Below are 24,196 nucleotides of genomic sequence, written 5' to 3'. Positions count from 1 at the left end.
GGTTTATTCATAATGGTTGTACTTCACTTTTTATACAATTGTAATGTCTAAATCTAATTTGCTTTGGACACCCTTTTAAATTCAACCTTCTTCAGCCCTAATTCTTCTATTTTAATTTGAAATTCCTCTTTAGCAAATGGACCTAGTACGCCATTTTCAGGAGTGATTGTCTTTTCCATTTTTTTAATAATATAATAATTAAGGTCAGATTTATTATTGAAATCTTTTGATTGCTTAGCAATTATAAACTCTTCATTATTTCCAATTTCAATAATCTTAGAAGATAAAACCCCTACAAAATCACCTGTTTCTAATTTATAACCTATGTAAATATCTCTATTATAATTATCTGTAGTTGTAATAAAATAATTTCCTAGTATTTTTTGTCGTTGAAATTCACTACCGACACATGACGATATTAGTAGCGCGTATAAAACTATAAAAAGCTTACTTATTTTCATTTCAACTATAATTCTTAATAGTTGTTTTGAGATAAGTCAGTATCCAAACGAAAATAGCTACGATGGCTAAATCGTATAGTAAATTTACTGATATAAAAGAGATCATGAAAGCACTTCCATCTATCCCCTCGAAAGTCTTTTTTTGCAAGTAAGGGAATGGAAAGCCTAATTCGACAAATGAGAAATGATTCCATAGTAATGGTAGTGCAGACATTAATGCGAAACACAGAACCCCAATTAAAAAATATTTCATACGCGTAAGTTATTCGGTTGGCATTATTATATCTCTTATGATAAAGTCTCTGGTAATGCCATATCTTTCAAATTTACCAATTAGCATTTGGACATGTAATATTACTTTTGGCCCGAATTGATCTCCCCATGAGTCCCATATCAGGTTGAATAATCTTCTATCTTCACCACCTATCGGGATATATAATGAACTATCTCCAACTTTAAATTGACCACTGTCATCCGCAAATTGCCACATTACTTCCGGGTGTTGACGCTGAAACATTAGAAATCGGTGTCTATGTACGCCTGAAATTGCGCCCAGGTTCTTATCATAGTTCGCCGTAAACTGAATATTAGTAATAGAATACCCTTCCTTTGGTAAGATCACGGGAGTTTTTAGCAACGAATCAATATTAACCGGCTTATATTTTTCATTCTTACTAGCCTGGCCTTTTAGTCCAATAGAAAATAGTATAAAACATGGAAGTAATAGTGCGATTTTCATATTGGTTGATTGAGAGGTATGTTTAAATATACTGTATCTTTTGAAATATCTAATAAACATATTTAGTAAAATATACTTGACATAATGATATATATGTTTTACATTTGATCAAGTAAACTAGATATAAATATGAAAAATCAATTTCTTCTTCCTGCAAAGTTTCGCCTTATCGGTTGGGTTACATTTTTGCTTTTCTTGGCGTTAGGTATCCTCACGGAATCTTATGGGTACAACATACCAGGTTTTCAGATCTATTATCCTAATGACGGTGGATCTGCAAACTACAATTTAACTAATGAACTTGCATTTTCGGGTGTCATAATTGGTTTAATTATGGTTTCGTTCGCCAGGCACATTAATGAAGATGAACTAATAAGCAAAATTAGATTAGAATCGTGGAAATGGGCAGTCCTGATAAGCTATGCGATCTTATTAATTTTGAATTTCACATCCTATGGTCTTGGGTTTGTGTTTATAGTTACTTATAATGTAGTTACGCTTTTGCTTGTTTACATTATAAAGTTCAACTACAGCTTGTATTTGTTGAATAAAAATTTAAAAAATAGTGAAGACTATTAATTGCCCATGAAAAATTCAATACGAGTCCAACGGGCAATAAAAAATATAACTCAAGCTGAGTTAGCACAGCTAGTAAATGTATCAAGGCAAACCATTAACACCATGGAATCAGGCAAATACATCCCTTCAACTGTGCTGGCTTTGAAGATTGCCGCCATCTTCGGAGTTTCTGTGGAACAGGTATTTGAATTGGAAGAAGGAGATTGAGATAGTCCTCACTTTCAAAATAGCGTTTAATATGAAATTTTTGTAGGTTGTGCAAAACCTCTTAATTAGAAAACAACAATGGTTAGGTTTAGGATAATGTTAATATTTTCTCTCGTATTATTTAGTACTCTTGGATGCATAAATAACAATAAACCATATGTGATAAGTAAGGAAGATAGTCTTTATAAAGCTTCCTTTAAAAAGCATGATGGGGCATTAGTTATTCCACCACGCGGAAAATATGGAAGAAATACCTTTTTGATAGATTCAAATTCATCAGTATATTATTATTCTTTTCAAGAACCTTCAATAGGCAAAGGGGTTTCGGATGATCGAGAGTCAGATACCATTGGTTTAATGCCAAATCATATTTTCAAAATCCCAGCAGGAATGGAACGCGCATTTTTCAAGAAGAATGTGCTAGATCAGGAAAGTAAACTTGGTTGGAAGTCTATAATTGTAGCTTCCTTTAAAGATTCTGTGACGAATGATTTTGTTCAATATCTGCTTAAGATGAGCAAAGATGAGCCAAAGAAAATATCATTTCGAATACGACTTGCACTGCCAGAGGAAAGAGAAGTTTTGAGATATAAATTGAATGGTGAACATTACGATCCTTTTATCAAATAGCATATTAGATATGCAGGTCTATTTTTATCTTTAACCTATTGCTCCAACATTACAATATCTTTTAAAGTATGCTTAGTCAAAAGTAAGCTAGCCTCGGGGCCAATGAAGGACTATGTTAGTCAATGGGGAATCAATTGGAGCATTGAAAAATATAAAAAAGGATTAGAAATGTAAATATCTAGAATAAAAACCTTATTCTTCTTCAGAGAACGTGATCCTATTACCAAAAGGATCATAAACGGTTACCGTAATGGCTTTGGGATTCCATTCGGGTACTTCCAAACCTGGGTGGTTATATTTATATCTCTTGTCGTTTAACTCTTTATGATAAGCACGAAGACCTTTAAAGTCCTCAATAGATACGTGTGAACCAGGACTTGCATCACCATGATGTTCTGACAGGTTTAAAGTAATGTCCCTTAATGTTACCTCCAGGTATATGGGGGCATCATGGTGATTCGGGTGCTCCCAATCGATTTTAAAACCAAGCCAGTTTACATAGAACTCGATGGCTTTATCATAATCAAATATTCTTAAAATTGGTTTAACTTTACTCATAATAGCTACAACGTTTATTTGAAAATAAAGTTTATAACAGGACATAAAATATTTTATGTCGATTGGCGAAAAGATGTTATTTTTTTGCTACGATTCTCATAAAGAGTTTAACGTCGTCCGAAATAATTCCATCACCAGACTTATCAAAGTACTTTTCTGAGGCATAATCGATACCCCAATCTGTTCGATCAATGATCAGCGTGCCATTCACCACAACAGTGCCGTCCATTCCGTCCTTAAAATACATTGTGGCCGGAAAAGTAACTGCCTTCGTGATCCCCTCAATGGTCAGGTTCCCGGTAACTTTTATAGTTGCAACACCTTCAATGGTCATGTTCCCGTTCCTGCCTTCAGTTTTTCCATCATTTACTGTTTCAACCTTCGTAATTGTGAATGTAGAAACGGGGAATTTTTTGACGTCAAAAAATGCAGGCAATTTATTGTGTGGACCTGGATGATCAAATTTTTGTTCAATTGTATTCATGTCGACTTCAACTGCACCGCCCTCCAGATGACGGTTTTCGATCACCAATTCACCTTTTAATATATCGACGTCGCCTGTACCAGAACCATCACCAAGAAACGTAGAACCTTCCCATGCACCAAGTAGCATAGAACCTTTCCATATTACAACACTTTGCTTCGTATCTATGATATATTTTTTCTGACCCTTTTTATTATAAAAGTCCGTGATGGTCTTTCCATCATAACGATACACTCCGGTCGCAGATCCAAACCAAATACTTCCATCGTTTGCTTCCAAAAGCCCAAAAAAAGCATCTCCTAACATAATTTCGGCTACCGTGGGCTTGTTACTATACAAGGAGTTTGCATCATAACGGGACAGTGCCCAGACCGCCACATGAGCAGTATTTACCGGACCAGTAGCCCAGATGTTTCCTTTTTTATCCTCGATTATAGCATAAACACCCTTCTGCGATACCCAAGTAAAGGTGCTGCCGTTATAGCGCCAAAGGCCATTGGTGACGTCACCAAGCCAAATATTGCCTTTTCTATCTTCGATTATACTCCAAACGTTTGTAAAAGTTTTTCCCTTATGGATTAAGGGGGTAAATGTTTTTCCGTCAAAAACGAAAGCATCGCCTCTTGTGCCAACCCATAATTTCCCGCTTTTATCTTCAATGATTGTAGTAATATCATTGTTCCAATTTCCTTCTTTATAAACACGCGAGGGGTTCGGATTTTTAAAATTTCGAAAAGATTTCCCATCGTAACGGCTTATTCCACCTCCGGTGCCGAACCAAATAATGCCGGCCTTATCTTCATAAACAGACATCACCCGATTATTGGCAAGTCCCTCTGTGGTAGTGAAATGTTGAATGGATTTCCCGTTGTAATAATAAACGCCTGAATCAGTAGAAGTGAACCAAATATTTCCTAGACGATCTTCAAGGACATCCCAGAATCGATGCGAACCTATTTTACTTGTAAGATTAGTAAAATATTTTCCATCATATCGAAAAACATCACCAAATGATGAGTTGTTCGGGCCAGCAATCAAAATGGTGCCATTTTTGCCTTTTTTTATATTACGAACCATTAGGTTAGGCCCTATGTCTTTAACTTCGGTTTTGATGTTATCTTTTGGTACGTTTGTTTGGTTTTGTCCACAGGAAGTGAGAAAAACAGACATTACAAACAAAGCATATACGTATATGTATTTCATACCTTTTTATTTATTGATCCAATTAGAATTGATTCAGCGAATCTACTTTGATGTTTTTCGGCGCGACGAATTTGGATTGTAAATAAAAATGTAAACTTTGTAAATAAAATCTTGACAGTTTAATTTGCTAGATCCATTATCGCTGCTACGGACAAGCAACTTTTCTTTATTGGTTGTGTCTTCTATGTAAACCAACCAAATTTATATGAAATTATTTTTTTACAAAGTCTGCATATTAAGTTTTCTTTTGCTTTTAAGTTTAATTTACGAAAGTTCTGCACAGACTGTTTCAGGCAGGGTAATAGAAACCGGAGGTAAGGGAGTTGAAAGTGCAACCATAACAGTTTTAAATGCTGCAGACTCAACCCTGGTAAAATATGAGGCAAGTAACAAAGAAGGCTGTTTCGAGATCACTAATTTAAAAAACGGCGTATTTACCGTTAAGGTTTCGTGCATAGGTTACAACGGCCAGTTATTAAACAATATCAGATTTAACGGCTCTTCTGTTAAATTAACTGATGTTGTTCTCAACAAGCAATCGAAAGAGCTCAAGGAAGTCGCCATTGAAAGTAAGCACCCCGTTCTTGAACGAAAGGTGGATCGATGGATATTTAACTTGAACAACACTATAGCGGCAAATGGTTCTTCCCTCTTTGAGGCTTTGCAGGTGGCGCCTTTTTTAAAGGTATCTGACAATGGCGTTTCTATGGCGGGCAAAGGTAGTATGGGTGTTATGGTAAATGAGAAAATAGTCTATTTAAGCGGAACAGACTTAACTAATTATCTGAAAACACTCAGATCTGAAGGTGTGGAAAAAATCGAGATCATTACCAATCCGCCAGCAAAATATGATGCCCAGGGGGATGCCGGCCTGATTAACATTGTTTTAAAGAAAAACGAATCTTTGGGCTGGCGCGGTTCATTAAGTTCAACATATCGGCAGGGCTTCTACGCCTCCTACAACAACAATCTGGCTCTTTTTTTCCGTTCAAAAAAAATCAACAGTTCTTTTACATTTGGCCAATCACGTTATCACAATATGCAGAACAATTGGCTCAATATGATTGGAAACTCTAGTCAAATTCTCAGTAACGAGCAGCGTATATCAATTACTCCCGGTTTGCAGGCTGGTTTAAGTATAGACTATGAGTTAGATAGGCACAATAACATCGGGTTTATTTATAATATTTCACAGAGTAAAGAGAATAATGCCTTTGTTAATAGTTATAGCTATGGTAAGAGTAATACTGTAGACTCGGTATTGAACACTAACGGCGAAATGTACAGACCATTATTTGCACAAACCTTAAATGTATACCACGATTTAAAGATTGATTCGGCCGGAAAGAAATTAAGTAGTTCTGTTAATTTTTTCTCGAACAGACCTGAAATAAGAAATAATTTTGTTTCAGAATCTGAAAGCACCTATGCTGCAGTTCGCAATAATAACTCGTCAAAATACAATATCTGGTCTGTTCAATCAGATTTAACATTACCTTATAAATGGGCTAAAATAGAAACAGGTATTAAGTTCGCCAATTTTGATAACAATGCTGATGTGGAGTACTATAATTATGTCCACGAAAATTTCTTGCTGGACAAAACACGTAGCAATGAATTCAACTATACCGAAAAAAACCTGGCATCCTATTTCAGTATGTCATCTGAACTTTCAAAAAGATGGACGGCCAAGGCAGGATTGCGTTATGAGTACACGATGACGGATGGTTATTCGCCTACTTTAGACCAGCGCAATAAGCGTAATTATGGTGCCCTATTCCCTACTGCCTATATCGTTTACAAAGCTGACGCAAACAATGTTTTGTCTTTAAATTATTCGAGGCGGATTAACCGACCGGGCCTCAGTTCCTTAAATCCCTTTGCCTATTATACAAACATTTATACTTATTTTATTGGAAATCCTCTCCTCTTACCTTCATACAGTAACAATTTCGAACTTAACTACCTATATAAAAGCATGGTTTCTTTTACTGTATTTACACAACATGCAAGTGATGTAAATTCATTACTTACAACGATTGACGGGCCATTAGTGGTTTCAAGTGGAGGAAACTTTATAAGCCGGGATAACGTGGGAGCCTATGTTTCCATTAACCGGGCATTTTTTAAGTGGTGGGAAAATAGCAGCTCTGCGTCTTTTTTTTATTCATCCTCAAAATCCAAAATAAAAGCTATTTCCATCCAAAACGGAACCTCTGCATCGTTTAGTTTTAATAATAATTTCAAGGCAACTAAACAGTTAAATTTCTATCTGAACTACAGCCAGAGCCTTCCTTCAACCAGCGGGAATACATACACGTACAGTGTACGTGATTTCAGGGTGGGTGCCAGATTAAAGTTGCTTAACGATAATTTGATCATCAACCCCTCCGGCTTTCTGGGTACTGTAAACAAATATGATGTACGTTTTAACGAATTTGTGCGGACGGAAAGAACGGACTATTATTATAAGAACTTCGGTCTTGGTATTACTTATTTATTTGGAAGGTCGAAGGTTTCCGGAAACAACAAGGATATATCTTTTGATGAGAAAAGAAGAGCTCAATAGCAACGCTTCGGCCTAATTAAATTTTTTGAATATTTCTAGCATGGTCTCCTTATCAAGGCTTTCCATATCTATCAATTTGAGCGATTTGACCATTTTAAGAGTAGTGGTTTTATAGTGCTGGAAATGGGGAGTTTTCAAGTGCGATTGGTAGGTAGCTTTATCTGCGTACATTTCGATGATGCGGATTTGGGTAGGGCTTTCCTTTTGGTACATTGGAAAAATGGCGATCACACCTGGTTCCAGTTTTACCGATGCCGAGGCCTCTTCCTTTAGGATAGTATTGTAATCTTTGAGATATTCGGGCAAGATTTCGATCTCCGAAATCCGGACCATTAAGTCAGGTTTTGTTGCAGGTATTAATGGTTCCCCAATTATTTTTCTTACCGTATTTGCCTGCATGATACTGATGTTTGTATGGATCAGTTCGGCAAGCTGTTCGAGTTGTTTGTCTGTGATTCCTGTATTTTTCCCGATATTAATATGAGATTGCAGTTGGCCTTCAACACCCGGCATTGATGCCAGAGCAGCAATGGTTATCAGTTCCCTTTGCTGATAGTTTAATACATCACTTACAAAAATATCGGCAAACAAATGTTCCTTTAAAAAAGTATCAATCCGTGGTGCAAATTCTCCGAAACCGGGTGCAGGTTTTGATTGTGCTGTTCTAGTTAATTCTTCCAAAACCTTTCTACCCAATTCATATTTGTCTTTTGCACCATTTTCTACAACAATTTCTTTTCCCGTTTTGTCGGTGATGCTGTTTTCTTTTCTCTCCTTGGCTACTGTCATAAAAGTATTAATGGCATTAAGGCTTCTTGGAAAGCCACAATAGGCATAAAGCTGAACCAATGCTTCTTTGATCTCATTCTCTGAAAGTCCTGAATCCAGTCCTTTATTCAGTTCCGCTTTCAATAGCGCTAAATTTCCCGTTGCGGTAAGTGCCGAAATAATGACCAAACTCTGCTCCTGAGCGGAAAGAGAGGTATTAACTGCTTTTTTTTCTTGTGCATCCATTTTAGTAATATTTATAGTGAGCACAAGAAATAGTGCCCATTTTAGAAATTTTCTGTTGCCCATGAGCTTTATACTTTATATGACAAATCTCGGGGTTGCAGGCGACATAAGGTTTATACAGGATACGGATTCATTTACCAGTTTTACTGATATTAGATTTAGTACATTGTCTTACAGCTGGTGGTTTATTAAGTTTGTAGTATGAAAGATATCGAAAGAATTGATACGGTAAGACAGTATAACGAATCTATGGGCGTAGATACGTTGCATCCACTGGTAAGCGTGGTTAATTTTGATGAGATCCCTACTTATCAATATTTCAGGAGGTATATGGGAGTTTATGCTATTTTTTTAAAGTATATAAAGTGCGGAAATATGCGTTATGGTTGTCAACCGTATGATTACGAAGATGGGACACTTGTATTTATATCGCCAGGTCAGGTATACGGTATTGACAGCAAAGGAGAAATTATTAAGCCTTCAGGAAAGGCTCTTGTATTTCATCCAGATCTAATTGTTGGTACGCATCTGGGAAAACACATCAAAGATTACTCTTTTTTTTCCTATGATGTGAACGAAGCACTTCATTTATCAAAAAAGGAAAGAGCAAATATTAATGATTGTTTTGAGAAGATTGCGTCTGAAATTGATATGAATATTGATAAACATAGTAAGACCTTGATTGTATCTAATATTGAGCTTTTCCTTAACTACTGCATGCGTTTTTATGACCGCCAATTTATCACCCGCACCAATATCAATCATGATATTTTGGTACGGTTTGAAAATCTATTGAATGATTACTTCAAATCAGATTTGACACAGAATTTAGGCTTGCCAAGTGTAGCCTGGTGCGCAGAACAATTGCATTTGTCGCCAAATTATTTTGGGGATTTAATAAAGAAAGAAACCGGAAATACTGCATTGGACTATATTCAATCGAAATTAATAGACGAAGCTAAGATTAAAATATTTGATCCTTTTAAATCTATAAGTAATATTGCAGATGAATTAGGATTTAAATACCAACAGCATTTTACACGTCTGTTTAAACAGCGGACCGGAATGACGCCCAATGAGTATAGGAAAAGATGTTAAACTATTTAAGACTCTGCTTAAAAAACAATTCCAGTTTATCAAAAGGAATGACATCAATTTTATCATATAAATCAACATGAACTGCATCTGGAATGATCATTAGTTCCTTAGGCTCTGCAGCCATTTTATAGATGTCCTCACTGAAATAGCGTGAATGTGCATTTGCTCCTGCTATCAGCAGAATTGGTCGCGGAGAGATCTCTTTAATGTAAGATAACAATGGCATGTTCATAAATGATAATGGATTGGTGACAAGCCATGCCCCATTTGAATTGACCGAATTAGGATGAAAGCCACGAGGAGTACGGTAGTAGTTAAAATAATCTACAACGAACTGAGGCTCATCTCCCTTCAATTTCTCTGGCAAATTACGAGGTCCATCAGCTGGCGCTCCTTTTTCGGCATCTTCCCAACGCTGTTGGCCAATTTTTTCAAGCATTTGGGTACGTTGTTCAATGGTCATCGAGTCATTGTAGCCTTTCGACATCACTCTGGTCATATCATACATACTAGTTGTGGCAACAGCCTTTACTCGTTTATCAACAGCCACCGCATTTAGTGCCATCCCGCCAAAACCACAGATTCCAATAATTCCTATTTTATTCCTGTCAATAAATGGCTGTAATCCAAGATAGTCAACTGCTGCGCTGAAATCTTCGGTATTAATGTCCGGTGAGGCTACGTTTCTTGGTTCGCCACCACTCTCGCCAGTGTAAGATGGGTCGAATGCGATTACAGCAAATCCACGTTCTGCCATGATGTTGGCATATAGACCTGAAGATTGCTGTTTAACTGCACCAAATGGTCCGCTAACGGCAAGCGCAGCTAATTTTTCGTTCCCGTGGTTTTTAGGTAGGTATAGATCGCCAGATAATGTAATTCCATACCGGTTTTTGAAGCTAACTTTTTGGCGAGTAACCTTATCGCTTAATTTGAATGTATAATGTTCAGATTGTTCTGTAGTGTTCATTTTCTTTAAATTGTTATTAGATGATATTTTTTGCGCAGTTTGTGCGGTTAGTTGAGTAACAGCTATCAGCACTGCAACCATTGTTAGTTTTAAATTTTTCATTGTCATCTATTGTTATTTAGGTCATTAAATTCTATTTGTTTGAGCATTTTTGCGGGAACACCACCTACTATGGTGTTAGCAGGAACATCTTTTGAAACTACAGCACCTGCAGCAACAATTGAATTTTCGCCGATGGTTACCCCAGGAAGTATAGTTGCGCCGGCACCTATCCATGCATTTTGTTTAATTAGGATGGGTTGACACAACATTCCGCGTCGTTCGCTTGGCAGTAAAGGATGGTTTTCAGTAACAAGGTTTACTCTAGGGCCTATAAGCACATGATCTTCAATTGTAATACCGCCCATATCTAAAAAAGAACAGGCATGATTGATAAAAACATGTTTGCCTATCTTAATGGATTGACCAAAGTTGGTATGAAAAGGAACAAACACAGTTGTGCTCTTATCCAATGGATGGCCAAAAATCTCACCAAGCTTCTCCCTGATCTTATCTGTACTTGTCGAATTGTTGAGTGAAGGAGATAGCGCTAACGTACGGTTGACTACTTCATCAACCCTGTAAAATTCTGGATCATGTAGATGTACAAGCTCACCGCTCCTTAGTCTGTGGAAGATATCTTTCATACCACAAAGTTCGGTAACTGCCGCCCATGCGGTTAAAGATTATCAAACCGATACTTAAGAATTTCAAACCAATGTTTCCCGAAAGGCAGATGGATTGGTTCCCGTCATCTTTTTAAAGAAGTTATTGAAATAAGTTGGGTATTCGAAACCCAGTGCGTAGGCAATTTCAGAAATGTTCCAAGTTGTGTGCTGTAGCAGGGCTTTTGCTTCTGAGATAATGCGCTCGGTAATGTGGGCAGTAGTTGGTTTGCCTGTAAATTCCTTAACCGCCCTATTGAGATAATTAGCGTGTACATTTAAAGCAAGGGCATAGTCTTGTGCCGTTTTGAATTGTAGTGGCCTATCGGTGGTTTCGACCGGAAATTGCCTTTCTAGCAGTTCAAAGAATACTGAGGTTAAACGGCCTGCCGCATTCTTGTGTTGATCGAAGTCGGCAGATGGTTGAATCTTTAGTGCTTCATGGATAATCAGGTTGATGTAATTTCTGATCAGATCATCTTTATAGGCATAATCGCTCTTTTGTTCCTCGATCATTTTAAGGAATATGGAATTCAAAAAATCTCTCTTACCTTCATCTATCTTTATTATGGGCGTACCTCCTATTTTGAATAAAGGAGAATGTTGTAAGCTCTCGCTCCGTTCCGAAGCGCTAAAAAAATCTTCCGAAAAAAGCACGGTATAACCTGCATAGGTTGTAGAAAGCGTCTCCCAGGAATATGGAACGTGTGGGTTGCCAAAGAACAGAATTGTACCCTCGTGCTCAAAGCTCCTGTCTGCATAATGGACAATGCTTTTTCCCGTTGTCAGGCAGATTTTATAGAAGTCCTTGCAGTTATAGATTCGTGTAGCATGGCTATCTGCCTCAAGTTGCCAAACATTAAAACCTTTAAGCTTTAGTTCAGTATTGAACTCTGATACCGGACGTTCGATTTTCGCACCCATTACACAAAGCTAAGAAATTCAAATCAACTCATCTAATCCAATATTCTCTTCTTTGTTGTAGTTTAACTCATGTTACTTCATAACCTTTAGGTAACTACTAATAAATTGTAACTATATATAGCATAATTTTGCTGGCAACAAAAACGAATAAATAATTAAACGAATTATAAACGACAATATACATGGGACTAGAACAAATAATAGATTCTTCGATACTGGACATTTTTCCACTTATGCCGTCAACAGGCGCCTGGCCATTTACAATGATCCGCATTGACCGCAATGAACTTTCAGATCTTGAGATGGATAAGCCCCTGTTTGCTCCTTTTCAGTTACTTGTGCTTAAAAGGACTGATTTTAATGATAAGGACCTACTTGATTACGCAATAAAATCTAAGGAATATCACACCATCCTCCCCCCTTTCAGATCTAATTTCCTTGAAAATTATAGCATCACGATAGGAAATGAAAAGGAATTACAGGAATGGGCGGATAAGACCACTAGTTTAGCAATTGGACTAGTGATTAACACCGCTCTGCTTAAGGGAATACAGTTTATTCCGATTGCAACAGACCTTTCTGCATTGGATTTGCGCATGGGACTTGTACAAAAAAAACTTAGGTCACACCAATTATTCGACGCCTACCAGATCGACCCGTCATTTCTGGTGTAGCGGAGACAGCATTTCAGCATTAGCGCACTCTCAAAAAATAAAAATTTTATACATAAAATTAAAAATCATGACATTAGAAATTTTAAAAAACAAAGAAGAATTAAGGGACTTAATAGATGCTTATGCTTATTTAAGTGATGAAAAAAAGATCTCGGAAGTTATGGGATTATTTACGCCAGATACCACATACAAAGTTTATATGGGTGACTTCTTAGCCGCAAATGTTTCCGGAATAGAATCCATGGAAAAAGAATTTAACGGACATGCATCGTTGGTAAAGACCTATTTTACTATGAACGGGCAGCATACGGTAAAAATTGATGGAGATACTGCGACAGGTGTTTCTTTTTCTCAACTTAAGATGGTAAGAGAGGTTGAAGGCAAAAATACAATAACTGATTATAGTGTTAAATACGATGACAAGTATGTGCGTCAAAATGGAAAATGGTTAATAAAGGAGCGTATCGGCTATTTTATAATTGTAGAGGATAGACCATTGAGTAACTAGGATTATCTTATTAAAGAATGGGATTTTGTAGTCCTGTTCTTTAATAAATATTTACTGCGGCTTAACCTTATGAAGGTTTAGATGACCTTTCACTTTTGATCTTTTCACGGTGCTGAATGCCCCATTCGGTCATGGCGGCCACAACCTTTTCAAGTGTATGGCTATAGGGAAGCAATTGATATTCGATTGTTACCGGATAACCCACAGCAACTTTTTTAATTATAAATCCGTTCATTTCCAGTTCCTTCAGTTCACTGGATAGCACCCTGGCAGAAATACCTTTGACCTGTCTCTGAAGTTCAGAAAATCTATTATTTCCTCTTGCCATAGCGATTATTATCATCAGCTTCCATTTGCCACCTACGGCATATAGCGCATCTGATACGGCATTGAGCACCTTGGTACATTCATCGGTAAACTCTTTATTTACTGGTTGCTTTTCTGTTTGTTCCATAAAACCATGTTGACATTATCTGATAACCTTTAAGTAACAGGTAATAAATTATTAGCAAATATAAAGTAATTTTGGCGATAGTATCCGGGCCTTAATATATATCTTCGTATCTATGAAAATATTACGCTACTCAATTTTGCTATTAGTTCTTTTTTCTGCACTGCCAGGCTGCAAAAAAAATGGAGTGAATTTAGACCCTTGTGCTGGTATCCTGAATGAAAGTCCACCATCAAAGGTTGTGATTGCCCTTACCGATAAGCAGACAGGAGACAACCTGATTCTTAAAAATGGTCTTACTGCGGCCGATTTAAAAATAACCTTGGCAGGAATAGCTACACCGCTTACGAACTGGCGCGTTGTTAATTCCCCTGGCTCACCTATGAATGGGATGCTGGAATTGGCTGTTTTTCATGAAAAGGCTGGTGAATTCCGATACAAGATTGAAGCGAAAGGGCTAGCCGATGTTGAGTTTTCTTATGCTGTTAAACAGGTAAAGAGTGATAGTCCGTGTAAGCTGTATTATTATCCATTAGAAGGGCTTAAGGCAACAAATCAGGATTATGTAAAGTTGGAAATTGGAGATAAAATCTATCCCAATGGGATCAAAGTGCTTTACTCTTTGGAGAGGTAAACACTATCATACCTGTCTTATTCTTTCTACCAGTAAATCCAATACTGCCTGAGAGGCAACCAAATTGAAGCTCCAAATATCGTCGGTAATAAAGATGTAATTGCCGCCAAAACTATAGATATAATCTCCTCCTTCAATTCCAATAATCCAATCTTCTTTTGTTAGGTCAGGATAAGTCCGTAATACCTGCCAACAATATTCTCTTACCTCTCGCTCATCACTGAAATCATCCAGCATTGGTAGAATACTAGGCGCATTAGTTAGCCCATATTTTAATAGCATTTCATCGATCATAATTTCTCGGAGTCTATTATAAGCGCATTACGAAATTACACCTTAGCGCATTTTTAATCACAGAATTACTAACAAGAGAAGATGTCCATTTTGGAAAGATAGAAAAATAAACGTTAAGTCATTTTACATTAGACGTATTTTACGGATTTGGCCACTATATTTTACTTTCTTTTTTGGCATGGTGTTACTTACCTCTGCTACTGATTTTTTTGGATCTGTTATTCCAGGACAAGCACAATTAGCATTCACGCTATTTTCTGGGAATTGGTATATAATATTTAAGGAGTGGCAATCTTATTGCATAAATCCTTTATGGAGTGTATCTGTAGAAGAACAACTTTATATTTTACTTCCATTAGTGTTGTTTTTTGCAGGGAAAAAAGGATTAAAGATTTTCTCATTTCTTTCAATAGTTATTGCTTACGCCACGATAATTTACTACGCTCAAAGACCAACAACTGGGTTTAGTGGCCAATGGACAAATAGCTTTGTACAATTTCAGTTTTTTGCTGCAGGAATACTGCTCTCTGCCTACTTAAAGGGCTGGGAACCTAAATGGAATGCAGTCCTCCGTATTGGTTTATTTATAACAGGTGTGATTTGCTGGTTGATTGCATCAATGGTTTGCGAAATTAATGTAGATGCTCCTCACCTAGCTACAATTCCACAATCAATTACTGGATGGTTTCTGATACTTATTGGTGTTATAGCAATGTTTTTATCTCTTTACGGGGCACCCGTAAAGTATATGCCTTCTAAATTAGCTTATCTTGGTCGTATTTCATATGGCATGTATGTTTTCCATATCACTATCTACTGGATCGTTTTTAATATTTTTAAAAATGAATTAGCAACCTTTAGCGAGAGTATAGGTCTATTGGAATGGAAAAACGGAATAGGATCTGTTACTGCTTTCATCTCGACGACATTATTAGCAATGTTGTCTTACAAATGTTTTGAAAAGCCTTTTTTAAAGTTGAAGAGCCGTTTTACTTTAATACCTTCAAGGGATTAGGAAAAGCAATTCGCATCTTCATTCAAAATTTTACACTTTGGCAAATGAGATTGCTTCTTTAAAGGAGTCGATAATTTGTTGGTTATCTCTTCTCAACAGTGTTGGATTTACTTTAATTTTTACAAAACCATCTTCTCTTGGCTGGCCGAAAATAATATTATGCTCTTCCCTCAACCTTTTATTTAGTTTAACCGGATCAATTCCATTGGCTATTGATACGTTAAATTGATTTGTACCATTAGGCACCTGATTAATTTTGAAGCCTTTAAGTTGGCTAAACTGACTAAAAAGACTAGCCGATTTTACTTTAATTTTTTCCATCACCTCATCAATAGTGTTTAAGTGATACAAAGCGATAGATGCGCTGGGCCAATTGGTAAAAATTCCACCACCATGGATTTTAATAAGATGATGCATTTGGTCAATCACAACTTTATCGCCACATAAAATAGCACCACCAGTTGCACCCAAATATTTATACAAACACATGTAAACTGTGTCGAAATACCTGGCATATTCTTTTACCGTTGCATTTGTAAATGCTGTTGCCATGTGAAGTCTGGCACCATCAAGGTGCATTTTATAGCCTTGTTCTTTACAATAAGCCGAAATCTTTTTTATCTCTTCTAATGGAAAAGCCTGGTTATCGCACCTTCTTACAGGTGTTTCTATAGATACAGCTCCAACTTCGCCAACAAACGCTTCGCCATCTTTATGGTATTTAATTGCTTTTTTGAGTTCATCTAAGGTGAAATGTGCCTTTCCTTCGGCCAGCGGAATTAATCTTTTGTTGAACAAGGTTTGTGCGGCATCTCCTTCGTCCCTATAAACATGACTGGTTTCTTGCACAAATGCTTTTGTATTATTTCCACATAAAAAACTAATTGCCAGCTGGTTAGCCAAGGTGCCTGTTGGCAAATAAACAGCAGCTTCTTTTCCTGTAATTTCTACAAATTTCTTTAAAAGCTTTTCTATGGTCCCACCATCGGCATAACTATCTCTTTCTATTGGATTAGCGGTATTTATCTCTTGTAGCTTATTTATAAAATCTTCTGGCTTATAAAAAATCCCATCGTTAATAAAATAAACTGCTTCGCTATCTTTTGATGGTATTGCTTTTTCTGATGCAAATGTATTTGCTGGCATAACAGCCGATGCGATAAGTGGCAGGGCCGATAAAGAAGAAAGTTTTAAGAAATCGCGACGTTTATATGCAGACATATTGAGTTTTTTGGTTGTTTCAGGATTTAATAAAAGTGGCTTTTTGTCAAAGATACTAAATGTAAAATCACAACTGCGTTATCCCGAGAACCAGGGGATCTCTCGTATCGTCGGGATGACGGGAGGTTTTAGAAAATCTGTTAGTTGTTTAGCACGTCGTATTTCCCCCCTTAATTTGTCATTATTGCACAGTTGAACGTGCAAGGCATTGCTGTATCTTTGAGTATAACTTAAATAAAAAAATAATGGCAACTCAAATTTTTGTAAACCTCCCTATTAAGGACCTTAACAGATCTGTGGAGTTTTTTACCAAACTTGGTTATACTTTTAACCCCAAATTTACCGATGAGAAAGCTACCTGCATGATCATTAGCGATACCATTTATATTATGCTGCTAACAGAACCTTTCTTTCAGACGTTCACTAAAAAAGAAATTGTGGATGCCCACAAAGCGGTAGAGTGCTCTATTTGCCTGTCTGCAGATAGTAAAGAGGGCGTTGACGAAATGGTAAATAAAGCACAGGCGGCAGGTGCCACCATACCTAATCCGGCCACTGACTACGGCTTTATGTACCAACACAGCTTTGAGGACCTAGATGGCCACCATTGGGAGTTTGTATGGATGGATCCTAAAGGCGCACCTGAACAGTAATAAATTTGAGGAGAAAAAACATGACAAAAAGTAAGATAGTAAGGATGGATAATGTTGGCATCGTTGTAGAATCGCTGGACAATGTGATCCCCTTTTTTATAGAATTAGGATTAAAGCTTGAAGGACGGGCTACAATTGAGGGTGAATGGGCTGGTCGTGTTACCGGACTGGGCGATCAGCATGTAGAGATTGCTATGATGGTTACCCCGGATGGCCACAGTCGTTTGGAACTGTCGCAATTTCTAAGGCCAACTGTTATTTCAGACCACCGTACGGCCCCCGTGAACTCGGTGGGGTATTTACGAGTAATGTTTACTGTTGAAGATATTGATGAGGTGGTATCAAGACTTAGCAAACATGGCGCTGAACTGGTTGGCGAAATGGTTCAGTATGAGAACTCCTATAAGTTGTGCTACATTCGCGGAGTGGAAGGGATTCTGATTGGCCTAGCAGAACAACTTGGTAATAAATAAGTTTATTACGGCTGTATAATCGTCAATAAAATAATTAATTTTCTCATTTTATGGGTTACCAACTCAATTTTATCCGGGCAATCATCATCTGCGGCCATAATTCAATTTTTAGGTAATCCATTACCCCTTTTTCATCACTTGTCAAAGTCACTATTTATATGGAGTTTGATAATATTTCAACATTTTACAAGTTTTTTTAAAAAAATATAGGGCTTATACCCTTCCAGTATAGGTCTATATGGCGTATATTCTTGTAAATCTGTGCCTTCGATTAACAATACAGAGTTTTTTTACTTAATCATTTAAGGTATATGGCTCCATTTTTGTATGGGTATATATACGGGCATGGGGTCTTCACCTTGGATATTTTTTTTTACGATGTATTATTTTCTGATGGACTTAATACGGCACGCTTTCAATTAGATGGAGAATGTATACATATAATTATTTTATAAACGATAGCGAAAAGGTATTGCTGGACGACCTTTTTGTTGATGATGCGAATAAACAAATAATTACACGGTTAATCAGTGAACATCGTTATTTTAAACAATTAAACGAATATGGTTTGCCGATTGACAACAAGATGTTACTGAATGTGAGCCAGGGATGTGGCAAAACTTACACAGTTAAGGCTATTGCCTCTGGTTTGGAAAAAAATTTAATTGTATTAAATCTGAGTAATATCCTCTCAGGATCTATTAATGATATAACACACAGCATTAAAACTGTTTTTAATATAGCAGCTAAAGAAAAAGCCGTATTATTTATTGACGAGTTTGATGAGATAAGCAAAGTAAGAAGTGTTGATGTTAAAGATGGGGATGAAATGGGCAGACTAGTTAATACAATGATTCATCTGATTGATTATTATCCGGATAATGCATTACTGATCTGTGCTACGGATTATAGTGAGTTTATTGAACCGTCGTTGCTCCGTTGTTTTGACCTTAGCGTTACGATCCGCAAACCATCACCAGATCTTCTGGATGATTATTATGATAAACTATTGTCAAGTTTTCCCGCAAGTTTACGTTCAATTGAACGTATGTACAGTATATCCTTTGCTCAAGCAAGGGATCATGCTTTGGCCGCTGTAAAAAAGGCTATGATTGATCAAATTGAATCGCGTTAAGTAGCCATAACACAAGTTTAATAAAGTGTAAGAAGGGCTATTGTTGAAGAATCGTCTTCATTTTTTCTAAATACTCTGTATTATTTATAAAGTTGTTATGCCCCTCGCCTTTCAAAATAAACAATCTATCATCTTTCTTAAAAAATGAACTAAGTTTCTTCGAAGAGCCAATATATATAGCGTCGTCTGCGTCTCCATGAAAAACTGTTACAGGTGCTTTTATTTTCTGCAAAAATTCATAAGTCTTAAATTGATATTTCATACTGGAAGTATCAATATCCGGTGCAATGTTGGATATCCAATCTGGTAGGCTATAATATGGCGCTTGTAAGATAAGCGCTTTCGGATTATTGTTTGCTGTAAGGATAGCGGCAGGCCCTGTACCTATTGATTGGCCAATCACAATAATCTTCGATTCTGGATAGATCTTTTTTAAATTGTCATATACCATTTGAATGTCACTAGACAATTGAGGTTCGCTACTCACCTTACCTTCGCTCTTCCCATAACCTCGATAGTCAAGAATAAAGATATCATAATTAAGATTATTATAAAAAGGGGCAACTTTCCCCCAGGTATCAAGTCCGTCATTGCTGCCATGCAGATAAAATATCAATCCTTCCGTCTGCTTTGCCTTGAAGAGTAATCCATTTAATTTATAACCATCTTGTGTTAAGAAATTTAATTCAGTAAAAGGGTTTGAAAATTCGAAATGAAAATCGTTTTGTAGTTGGGAACCTGGAAATAATTGTTGTTCTAACTCTTTTTGAACTTCTTCTTTTTTTAGACTGTCAACGTTTTGCCCATAAGCAAATTGAACAAATATTAGAAACGCGAGTAAAGAAAAAAATAGCTTCATTAGGTAATATGTTTCGTTAGTATTTATCTGTAAATCATAATCATTTGGCCATTTCAATAGCTTTTTCTAAAATTTCATCTTTGGGTTAACCGTTTTCTGATCCTCATGTAAGCTTTTTCCGCAACCATTTGCGAACTGGCTCATCGTACCATTTCAATGCGGCATATGCCAAAATGATGCTACTTATTAAGATGATTAACGCATATGGCCATGCCTGCACTATCGTTAAACCTTTATTGTTGCTGATCCAGGCCACGTAAAAATAGACAATCGGATAATGTACCAGGTAAAGTGGATATGATATCTCACCTAAGAATTTGCAAACGCGGTTCTCTCTTTGGGTTTGCATCCGGCCACTTGCGCCAAGGTATACGATAAGTGGAAATACGATGATAATGCAAACAGAGTCATAAACTCCGTTCATCCAAAGATGCTCTGCACCACCAATGCGAGGCATATAGAGTACTATAGCTACTAAAAGACTACACCATAGAAAGGCATTTTTAATACGGGTGGGCTTGGCAACACGGGAAAGTAACAGACCGGCAAAGAACGGATACATGACGCGCGTTAATCCAATGCGTACCTGCTCCACGTTCAGCGTCCATCCTCCACTAACGTCGCCGTTTGTGATCGCCAGGTGTACGAGTGCGATAGCAGCGATGCCAACTAAAATACTTAATGCCGTTTTGGAGAATTTTCTGATCCAGATTGCGTAAAGAATGTTGGCAATATATTCAAAGAACAATGACCATCCCACACTATTCAAGGGGTGCATCTCTTGCCAGCCACGTATATCAAGAGATAATGGCACGGGCAGGATCGTATAACCGATCAGCAGTACCAGCAGCATCTTCCAGATAGGAATAGTATGAATGAGCGGCCATAGTGTAGAATCTGTAAAATAGAATCCGATTGCGCCGAGGGTCATCCCCAAAACCACCATTGGCTGAAGGCGTACGATGCGGCGTTTGAAAAAGCTTCCTACTGTCATTTTATGCCAGCGATCGTCGTAGGCATAGCCCATCACGAAGCCTGATAATAAAAAGAAAAAGTCGACAGCCAGATAACCGTGATTAACGAATTTATCTAAATTACTTGTTGAGAATGGTTCAGCCAGGTGAAACGTTACAACGATTATGGCTGCGACACCGCGAAGGCCGTCTAATATGGGATAGTGCGGCTTGGTGGCCAACTCACTATTTAGGTTAGTTCTCATTCATTGTGTGTGAAATCGCAATTTGTAAAAAAAAGCCAACATTTCTTTGGCTTTAATTACGAATTTTTATGGTTGATAAGGCGCACGCTGGTGTTATTTTTGGGTTGTGCCAACTAATATTAAAATAGCGATTAGCTGATATCACAGCGCATTGTTGTAAGTAATTTCTTGAAACCTACTTTTTCATATGCCTTCACAGCCGCATCATTGTCGTGGTATACATCAAGACGCAGCTCAGTTATTCCTTTTGATAAAACCCATTGCTTAAGATCGTTTATCAATAGCTTATTAATCCCCTTTCCTCTAAATTCCGGACTTACAAACATGAAGCCCAGATAACCAAAGAGCTCATGACGTTCGTAAGCTTTTGCTGATCTAATTTGGGCATAACCACATCCAACGATTTCAGCATTAAACTCGATCACTAGGATTGCTGTTTGCTCATCCTCTATAAGTGTCTTAAGGTCGTAATAGAAGATTTCGCCATCCTTTAAAGTAGGATTAAAAGGACGTTCGGCCTCAACCAACATTTGTAAAAATTTGCCAAGCTTAGGCAAGTCGGCATGTGTAGCATATCTGGTAGATATATCTATCTTATTTATTTCCATCTTAAGTTTAATTTTTGGTTTGCATGTTTTTTAAAGCCCAGTCTTGAACAGCAGCAAGGACAGATGTCAATGAAATTCCTTTTTCACTTAATGCATACTCGACAGTTGGAGGAACTGTGGCATAAGCGGTCCTGGTCAGAACCCCTGTTTTTTCCAATTGTTTGAGCTCCTTAACCAACATACGTGTATTGATACCAGGGATTGATCTTTCCAATACCTTAAACCTCATTTTACCTGCCATCAGTGTATTGATGATTGTCATGGTCCATTTGCCCGACATCAGATCCATTGCTTCCTGAAATGGACAGGTGTCAATTTTATTTTGTTGCATTGAAAATTTAAAGCACTGTAAATCAATAAAACTTTACTTTTTGTTACTATTATACAAAGAGGTAACTACTTGCAAATGTAAAGTTAGCGGCAGACATTTACAATTTAACTGCAACCAGAATTGATTATGACCATAGAGGAAATTACTGCGTATATTTTATCAAATTTTAAAAATGTGAATATAACAGAAGCGAATGGTGACCTGTTCTTTATGTATGATCAGGAAAAGATGATGCCATTTGCAACTATAGTTACCAGTGACAATGATTTCGACAGTGTATCTCAGTTGAATAGAGAGGGTTTCTTTCGACTAAATATTGGTATCGACAAAGCATCATTTATTAACACCTTTGAGGGCATAGCGCTAAAGAAAGGCATTGGTGCATATGTAGACTCGGGAATAGATTTCACTGCAGAGAACATAGTGATGCCTCACCCCTTTTATGGAGCAATGTATTGGTTATGTATCGTAAAACCACGTAAGAAAAGCTTACCAGTCTTAAAAAATCATCTTGATGTAGCCTATAGCTTAGCTGTTAAAAGGTTAAAATGATAATCTGTTATTTTACTTTAAAACTGGTTTCTATTTCGTAAATTCAGACATATAAAATTAACATACCAAGTCTCTTTGAGTACAAGAAATTAATAAAAAATGAATACCAACACAATAGATAAGTTAGCACATTCATTAGGAAGAAGGGATGAAGTACCCAATCAGGAACTAGCCAATGCTATTGTACAATGCACCAACAATGAGGCAGTTCGGGAGTTGGTTAAAAACCTCCATCATAAAAGTAAGGATATCCAGAACGATTGCATAAAGGTAATTTATGAGATTGGAACATTGAAACCGGAAATGATAGCTGATTTCAGTTCGGAACTGATAAATCTTTTAGACAGTAAGAATAACCGTTTGCAGTGGGGAGCAATGACCGCTTTAAATGCGATCACTGCAATTAAACCTGAAGCAATCTATAATGCATTGCCTAAAATAATAGCCACCGCCGACCAAGGTTCAGTTATCACCAATGACCATTGTGTAGGTATTATGATTAAACTTTGTGGTGTTAAAGAATATAACGAGAGTGTGTTCTCTTTACTAAATGAGCGACTACTGAAAAGCCCCGACAACCAATTACCCATGTATGCAGAAAATGCATTCCACGTTGTCAATACCAAAAATAAAGTGGCTTTCGTAAAGACATTGACCTCCAGAATAAGAGGTATTGAGAAAGAAAGTAAGCGGTCTAGAATTGAAAAGGTAATCCGCAAAGTGAATAAGATGTAAGATGCCCCCTATTCTTTCTTTTTAATAAGCATATGTCTGTTACTTACTACCCAACATTGCCTGTAGTAACTTCTCCGGCTCGCTTGTAATAGGCAATGATAACCCCTTTTGATGTAATATGATGTTCTGCTAATGTAAAAGCTGCCGGGATCACGGCGTTATCGAACAGTCTTTTTCCTTCACCAAGAATTATTGGGTAAATTTTTAAACGGAGCTCGTCCACAAGCTCATGTTTAAGCAACAAGTGAATGAGCTTACTACTACCCCAAACTTGAATGTCGGCACCTTCGGAATTCTTAAGTTTCTTTATATCTGCCACATTTTGGAGGAAAATAGTATTTTTCCAATCTGATTTTTCCACGGTCTGTGACAAGACATATTTGGCACCATCATTAATGCCAGGCCAAAAGTCAGCGTGATCGGGCCAGTAGGACGCAAAAATTTCATAGGTTTTTCTACCTAAAAGATATTCTGCAGGCTTCAACTCTTCCTGTATGATCTTGCCAAAAAGCTCATCTCCATATGAGGCGGTCCAGCCGCCATATTTGAAGCCACCTGATGTGTCTTCTCCGGGTCCACCTGGTGCTTGCATCACCCCATCTAGTGAAATCATCGACAATACTGTAATTTTTCTCATTTCGTTTTCTTTTTAGTTTGATGATAAAAGTATTTGATTGACAAGACAAAGATGGAG

At 37.2% G+C, this 24,196-nt stretch carries 30 protein-coding genes; 14 read left to right on the top strand and 16 right to left on the bottom strand.

Going from position 1 to position 24,196, the window contains the following annotated elements; translation table 11 throughout:
- Positions 1-53: 53 nt before the first annotated feature.
- Both HQN86_RS20155 and HQN86_RS20150 read right to left on the bottom strand, forming a co-directional pair.
- On the bottom strand, positions 54-461 hold the full coding sequence (locus HQN86_RS20155) for a DUF3997 domain-containing protein (protein ID WP_172662693.1): 408 nt from the start codon (positions 459-461) through the stop codon (positions 54-56).
- 262 nt (positions 462-723) lie between these two features.
- Positions 724-1,200, bottom strand: coding sequence for a hypothetical protein (locus HQN86_RS20150; RefSeq protein ID WP_172662692.1), 477 nt, complete (start codon positions 1,198-1,200; stop codon positions 724-726).
- Between the two features lie 129 nt (positions 1,201-1,329).
- Here HQN86_RS20150 and HQN86_RS20145 point away from each other — a divergent pair, with 129 nt between their 5' ends.
- The 3 genes from HQN86_RS20145 (at position 1,330) to HQN86_RS20135 (ending at position 2,616) form a co-directional block, all read left to right on the top strand.
- The gene (locus HQN86_RS20145; protein ID WP_172662691.1) at positions 1,330-1,779 is read left to right on the top strand and encodes a hypothetical protein; all 450 of its coding nucleotides are present in this window, start codon (positions 1,330-1,332) and stop codon (positions 1,777-1,779) included.
- Positions 1,780-1,785: 6 nt separating this feature from the next.
- Entirely contained in the window at positions 1,786-1,986 is a 201-nt protein-coding gene (locus HQN86_RS20140) for a helix-turn-helix transcriptional regulator (RefSeq protein WP_172662690.1), read from the top strand.
- Between the two features lie 159 nt (positions 1,987-2,145).
- Positions 2,146-2,616, top strand: a complete 471-nt coding sequence (locus HQN86_RS20135) for a hypothetical protein (RefSeq protein ID WP_172662689.1) — start codon at positions 2,146-2,148, stop codon at positions 2,614-2,616.
- Positions 2,617-2,808: 192 nt separating this feature from the next.
- Here the strand turns inward: HQN86_RS20135 and HQN86_RS20130 are convergent, their stop codons facing one another.
- Together HQN86_RS20130 and HQN86_RS20125 are read right to left on the bottom strand one after the other, a co-directional pair.
- The gene (locus tag HQN86_RS20130) at positions 2,809-3,174 is read right to left on the bottom strand and encodes a glyoxalase superfamily protein (RefSeq protein WP_172662688.1); all 366 of its coding nucleotides are present in this window, start codon (positions 3,172-3,174) and stop codon (positions 2,809-2,811) included.
- 76 nt (positions 3,175-3,250) lie between these two features.
- Positions 3,251-4,861 carry a two-component regulator propeller domain-containing protein gene (locus HQN86_RS20125; protein ID WP_172662687.1) on the bottom strand — a complete coding sequence of 537 codons (1,611 nt, stop codon included), beginning with the start codon at positions 4,859-4,861 and terminating at the stop codon, positions 3,251-3,253.
- Positions 4,862-5,066: 205 nt separating this feature from the next.
- Between HQN86_RS20125 and HQN86_RS20120 the strand changes: the two genes are divergently transcribed.
- On the top strand, positions 5,067-7,430 hold the full coding sequence (locus HQN86_RS20120) for an outer membrane beta-barrel family protein (RefSeq protein WP_172662686.1): 2,364 nt from the start codon (positions 5,067-5,069) through the stop codon (positions 7,428-7,430).
- A gap of 12 nt (positions 7,431-7,442) precedes the next feature.
- On the opposite strand, the gene HQN86_RS20115 is transcribed toward HQN86_RS20120, so the two are convergent.
- Positions 7,443-8,507, bottom strand: a complete 1,065-nt coding sequence (locus HQN86_RS20115; protein WP_216854464.1) for a carboxymuconolactone decarboxylase family protein — start codon at positions 8,505-8,507, stop codon at positions 7,443-7,445.
- A gap of 138 nt (positions 8,508-8,645) precedes the next feature.
- On the opposite strand from HQN86_RS20115, the gene HQN86_RS20110 reads away from it, so the two are divergent.
- Complete coding sequence (locus HQN86_RS20110; protein WP_172662685.1) at positions 8,646-9,542, top strand: helix-turn-helix domain-containing protein; 897 nt, start codon at positions 8,646-8,648, stop codon at positions 9,540-9,542.
- A 1-nt stretch (position 9,543) separates the two neighbouring features.
- On the opposite strand, the gene HQN86_RS20105 is transcribed toward HQN86_RS20110, so the two are convergent.
- The 3 genes from HQN86_RS20105 to HQN86_RS20095 all read right to left on the bottom strand — a co-directional run bounded on the left by HQN86_RS20105 (position 9,544) and on the right by HQN86_RS20095 (position 12,140).
- The gene (locus HQN86_RS20105) at positions 9,544-10,614 is read right to left on the bottom strand and encodes an alpha/beta hydrolase (protein WP_172662684.1); all 1,071 of its coding nucleotides are present in this window, start codon (positions 10,612-10,614) and stop codon (positions 9,544-9,546) included.
- A 2-nt stretch (positions 10,615-10,616) separates the two neighbouring features.
- A complete protein-coding gene (locus tag HQN86_RS20100) occupies positions 10,617-11,198 on the bottom strand; it encodes a sugar O-acetyltransferase (RefSeq protein ID WP_172662683.1) in 582 nt (193 codons plus the stop codon).
- 63 nt (positions 11,199-11,261) lie between these two features.
- Positions 11,262-12,140, bottom strand: a complete 879-nt coding sequence (locus HQN86_RS20095; RefSeq protein WP_172662682.1) for a helix-turn-helix domain-containing protein — start codon at positions 12,138-12,140, stop codon at positions 11,262-11,264.
- A 182-nt stretch (positions 12,141-12,322) separates the two neighbouring features.
- Here HQN86_RS20095 and HQN86_RS20090 point away from each other — a divergent pair, with 182 nt between their 5' ends.
- Both HQN86_RS20090 and HQN86_RS20085 read left to right on the top strand, forming a co-directional pair.
- The gene (locus HQN86_RS20090; RefSeq protein WP_172662681.1) at positions 12,323-12,814 is read left to right on the top strand and encodes a hypothetical protein; all 492 of its coding nucleotides are present in this window, start codon (positions 12,323-12,325) and stop codon (positions 12,812-12,814) included.
- A 67-nt stretch (positions 12,815-12,881) separates the two neighbouring features.
- Positions 12,882-13,322 carry a nuclear transport factor 2 family protein gene (locus HQN86_RS20085; RefSeq protein ID WP_172662680.1) on the top strand — a complete coding sequence of 147 codons (441 nt, stop codon included), beginning with the start codon at positions 12,882-12,884 and terminating at the stop codon, positions 13,320-13,322.
- 67 nt (positions 13,323-13,389) lie between these two features.
- Here HQN86_RS20085 and HQN86_RS20080 read toward each other — a convergent pair whose 3' ends face one another.
- Positions 13,390-13,776: a winged helix-turn-helix transcriptional regulator gene (locus HQN86_RS20080; RefSeq protein WP_172662679.1), complete on the bottom strand. Its 387-nt coding sequence runs from the start codon at positions 13,774-13,776 to the stop codon at positions 13,390-13,392.
- Between the two features lie 112 nt (positions 13,777-13,888).
- Here HQN86_RS20080 and HQN86_RS20075 point away from each other — a divergent pair, with 112 nt between their 5' ends.
- Positions 13,889-14,407 (top strand): hypothetical protein, encoded by a 519-nt coding sequence (locus tag HQN86_RS20075; RefSeq protein ID WP_172662678.1) that lies wholly within the window; start codon positions 13,889-13,891, stop codon positions 14,405-14,407.
- A gap of 6 nt (positions 14,408-14,413) precedes the next feature.
- Here HQN86_RS20075 and HQN86_RS20070 read toward each other — a convergent pair whose 3' ends face one another.
- Positions 14,414-14,701, bottom strand: coding sequence for a hypothetical protein (locus tag HQN86_RS20070; protein WP_172662677.1), 288 nt, complete (start codon positions 14,699-14,701; stop codon positions 14,414-14,416).
- A gap of 49 nt (positions 14,702-14,750) precedes the next feature.
- Between HQN86_RS20070 and HQN86_RS20065 the strand changes: the two genes are divergently transcribed.
- The gene (locus HQN86_RS20065; RefSeq protein WP_172663880.1) at positions 14,751-15,716 is read left to right on the top strand and encodes an acyltransferase family protein; all 966 of its coding nucleotides are present in this window, start codon (positions 14,751-14,753) and stop codon (positions 15,714-15,716) included.
- 30 nt (positions 15,717-15,746) lie between these two features.
- Here the strand turns inward: HQN86_RS20065 and HQN86_RS20060 are convergent, their stop codons facing one another.
- Positions 15,747-16,937, bottom strand: coding sequence for a threonine aldolase family protein (locus HQN86_RS20060; protein ID WP_172662676.1), 1,191 nt, complete (start codon positions 16,935-16,937; stop codon positions 15,747-15,749).
- Between the two features lie 245 nt (positions 16,938-17,182).
- Here HQN86_RS20060 and HQN86_RS20055 point away from each other — a divergent pair, with 245 nt between their 5' ends.
- The 3 genes from HQN86_RS20055 (at position 17,183) to HQN86_RS20045 (ending at position 19,198) form a co-directional block, all read left to right on the top strand.
- Positions 17,183-17,590: a VOC family protein gene (locus HQN86_RS20055; RefSeq protein WP_172662675.1), complete on the top strand. Its 408-nt coding sequence runs from the start codon at positions 17,183-17,185 to the stop codon at positions 17,588-17,590.
- A 20-nt stretch (positions 17,591-17,610) separates the two neighbouring features.
- Positions 17,611-18,063, top strand: coding sequence for a VOC family protein (locus HQN86_RS20050; protein ID WP_172662674.1), 453 nt, complete (start codon positions 17,611-17,613; stop codon positions 18,061-18,063).
- 430 nt (positions 18,064-18,493) lie between these two features.
- Positions 18,494-19,198: an ATP-binding protein gene (locus HQN86_RS20045; protein WP_172662673.1), complete on the top strand. Its 705-nt coding sequence runs from the start codon at positions 18,494-18,496 to the stop codon at positions 19,196-19,198.
- Positions 19,199-19,235: 37 nt separating this feature from the next.
- Here the strand turns inward: HQN86_RS20045 and HQN86_RS20040 are convergent, their stop codons facing one another.
- The 4 genes from HQN86_RS20040 to HQN86_RS20025 form a co-directional block, all read right to left on the bottom strand.
- On the bottom strand, positions 19,236-20,057 hold the full coding sequence (locus tag HQN86_RS20040) for an alpha/beta hydrolase (protein ID WP_172662672.1): 822 nt from the start codon (positions 20,055-20,057) through the stop codon (positions 19,236-19,238).
- Positions 20,058-20,160: 103 nt separating this feature from the next.
- On the bottom strand, positions 20,161-21,276 hold the full coding sequence (locus HQN86_RS20035; RefSeq protein WP_172662671.1) for an acyltransferase family protein: 1,116 nt from the start codon (positions 21,274-21,276) through the stop codon (positions 20,161-20,163).
- 131 nt (positions 21,277-21,407) lie between these two features.
- Positions 21,408-21,884 carry a GNAT family N-acetyltransferase gene (locus HQN86_RS20030; RefSeq protein ID WP_172662670.1) on the bottom strand — a complete coding sequence of 159 codons (477 nt, stop codon included), beginning with the start codon at positions 21,882-21,884 and terminating at the stop codon, positions 21,408-21,410.
- 7 nt (positions 21,885-21,891) lie between these two features.
- Positions 21,892-22,215, bottom strand: coding sequence for a winged helix-turn-helix transcriptional regulator (locus HQN86_RS20025; protein WP_172662669.1), 324 nt, complete (start codon positions 22,213-22,215; stop codon positions 21,892-21,894).
- Positions 22,216-22,341: 126 nt separating this feature from the next.
- Here HQN86_RS20025 and HQN86_RS20020 point away from each other — a divergent pair, with 126 nt between their 5' ends.
- The gene (locus HQN86_RS20020; RefSeq protein ID WP_216854463.1) at positions 22,342-22,767 is read left to right on the top strand and encodes a DUF6194 family protein; all 426 of its coding nucleotides are present in this window, start codon (positions 22,342-22,344) and stop codon (positions 22,765-22,767) included.
- Positions 22,768-22,866: 99 nt separating this feature from the next.
- A complete protein-coding gene (locus HQN86_RS20015; RefSeq protein ID WP_172662667.1) occupies positions 22,867-23,502 on the top strand; it encodes a HEAT repeat domain-containing protein in 636 nt (211 codons plus the stop codon).
- A gap of 46 nt (positions 23,503-23,548) precedes the next feature.
- On the opposite strand, the gene HQN86_RS20010 is transcribed toward HQN86_RS20015, so the two are convergent.
- Positions 23,549-24,139, bottom strand: a complete 591-nt coding sequence (locus HQN86_RS20010) for a dihydrofolate reductase family protein (RefSeq protein ID WP_172662666.1) — start codon at positions 24,137-24,139, stop codon at positions 23,549-23,551.
- Positions 24,140-24,196 lie beyond the last annotated feature (57 nt).

It is taken from the genome of Pedobacter panaciterrae (genome assembly GCF_013204795.1).
Classification (GTDB): Bacteria; Bacteroidota; Bacteroidia; order Sphingobacteriales; family Sphingobacteriaceae; genus Pedobacter; species Pedobacter panaciterrae.
The sequence above is the reverse complement of the archived record's forward strand: the minus strand, read 5'-3'. Positions and strand labels throughout refer to the sequence as shown.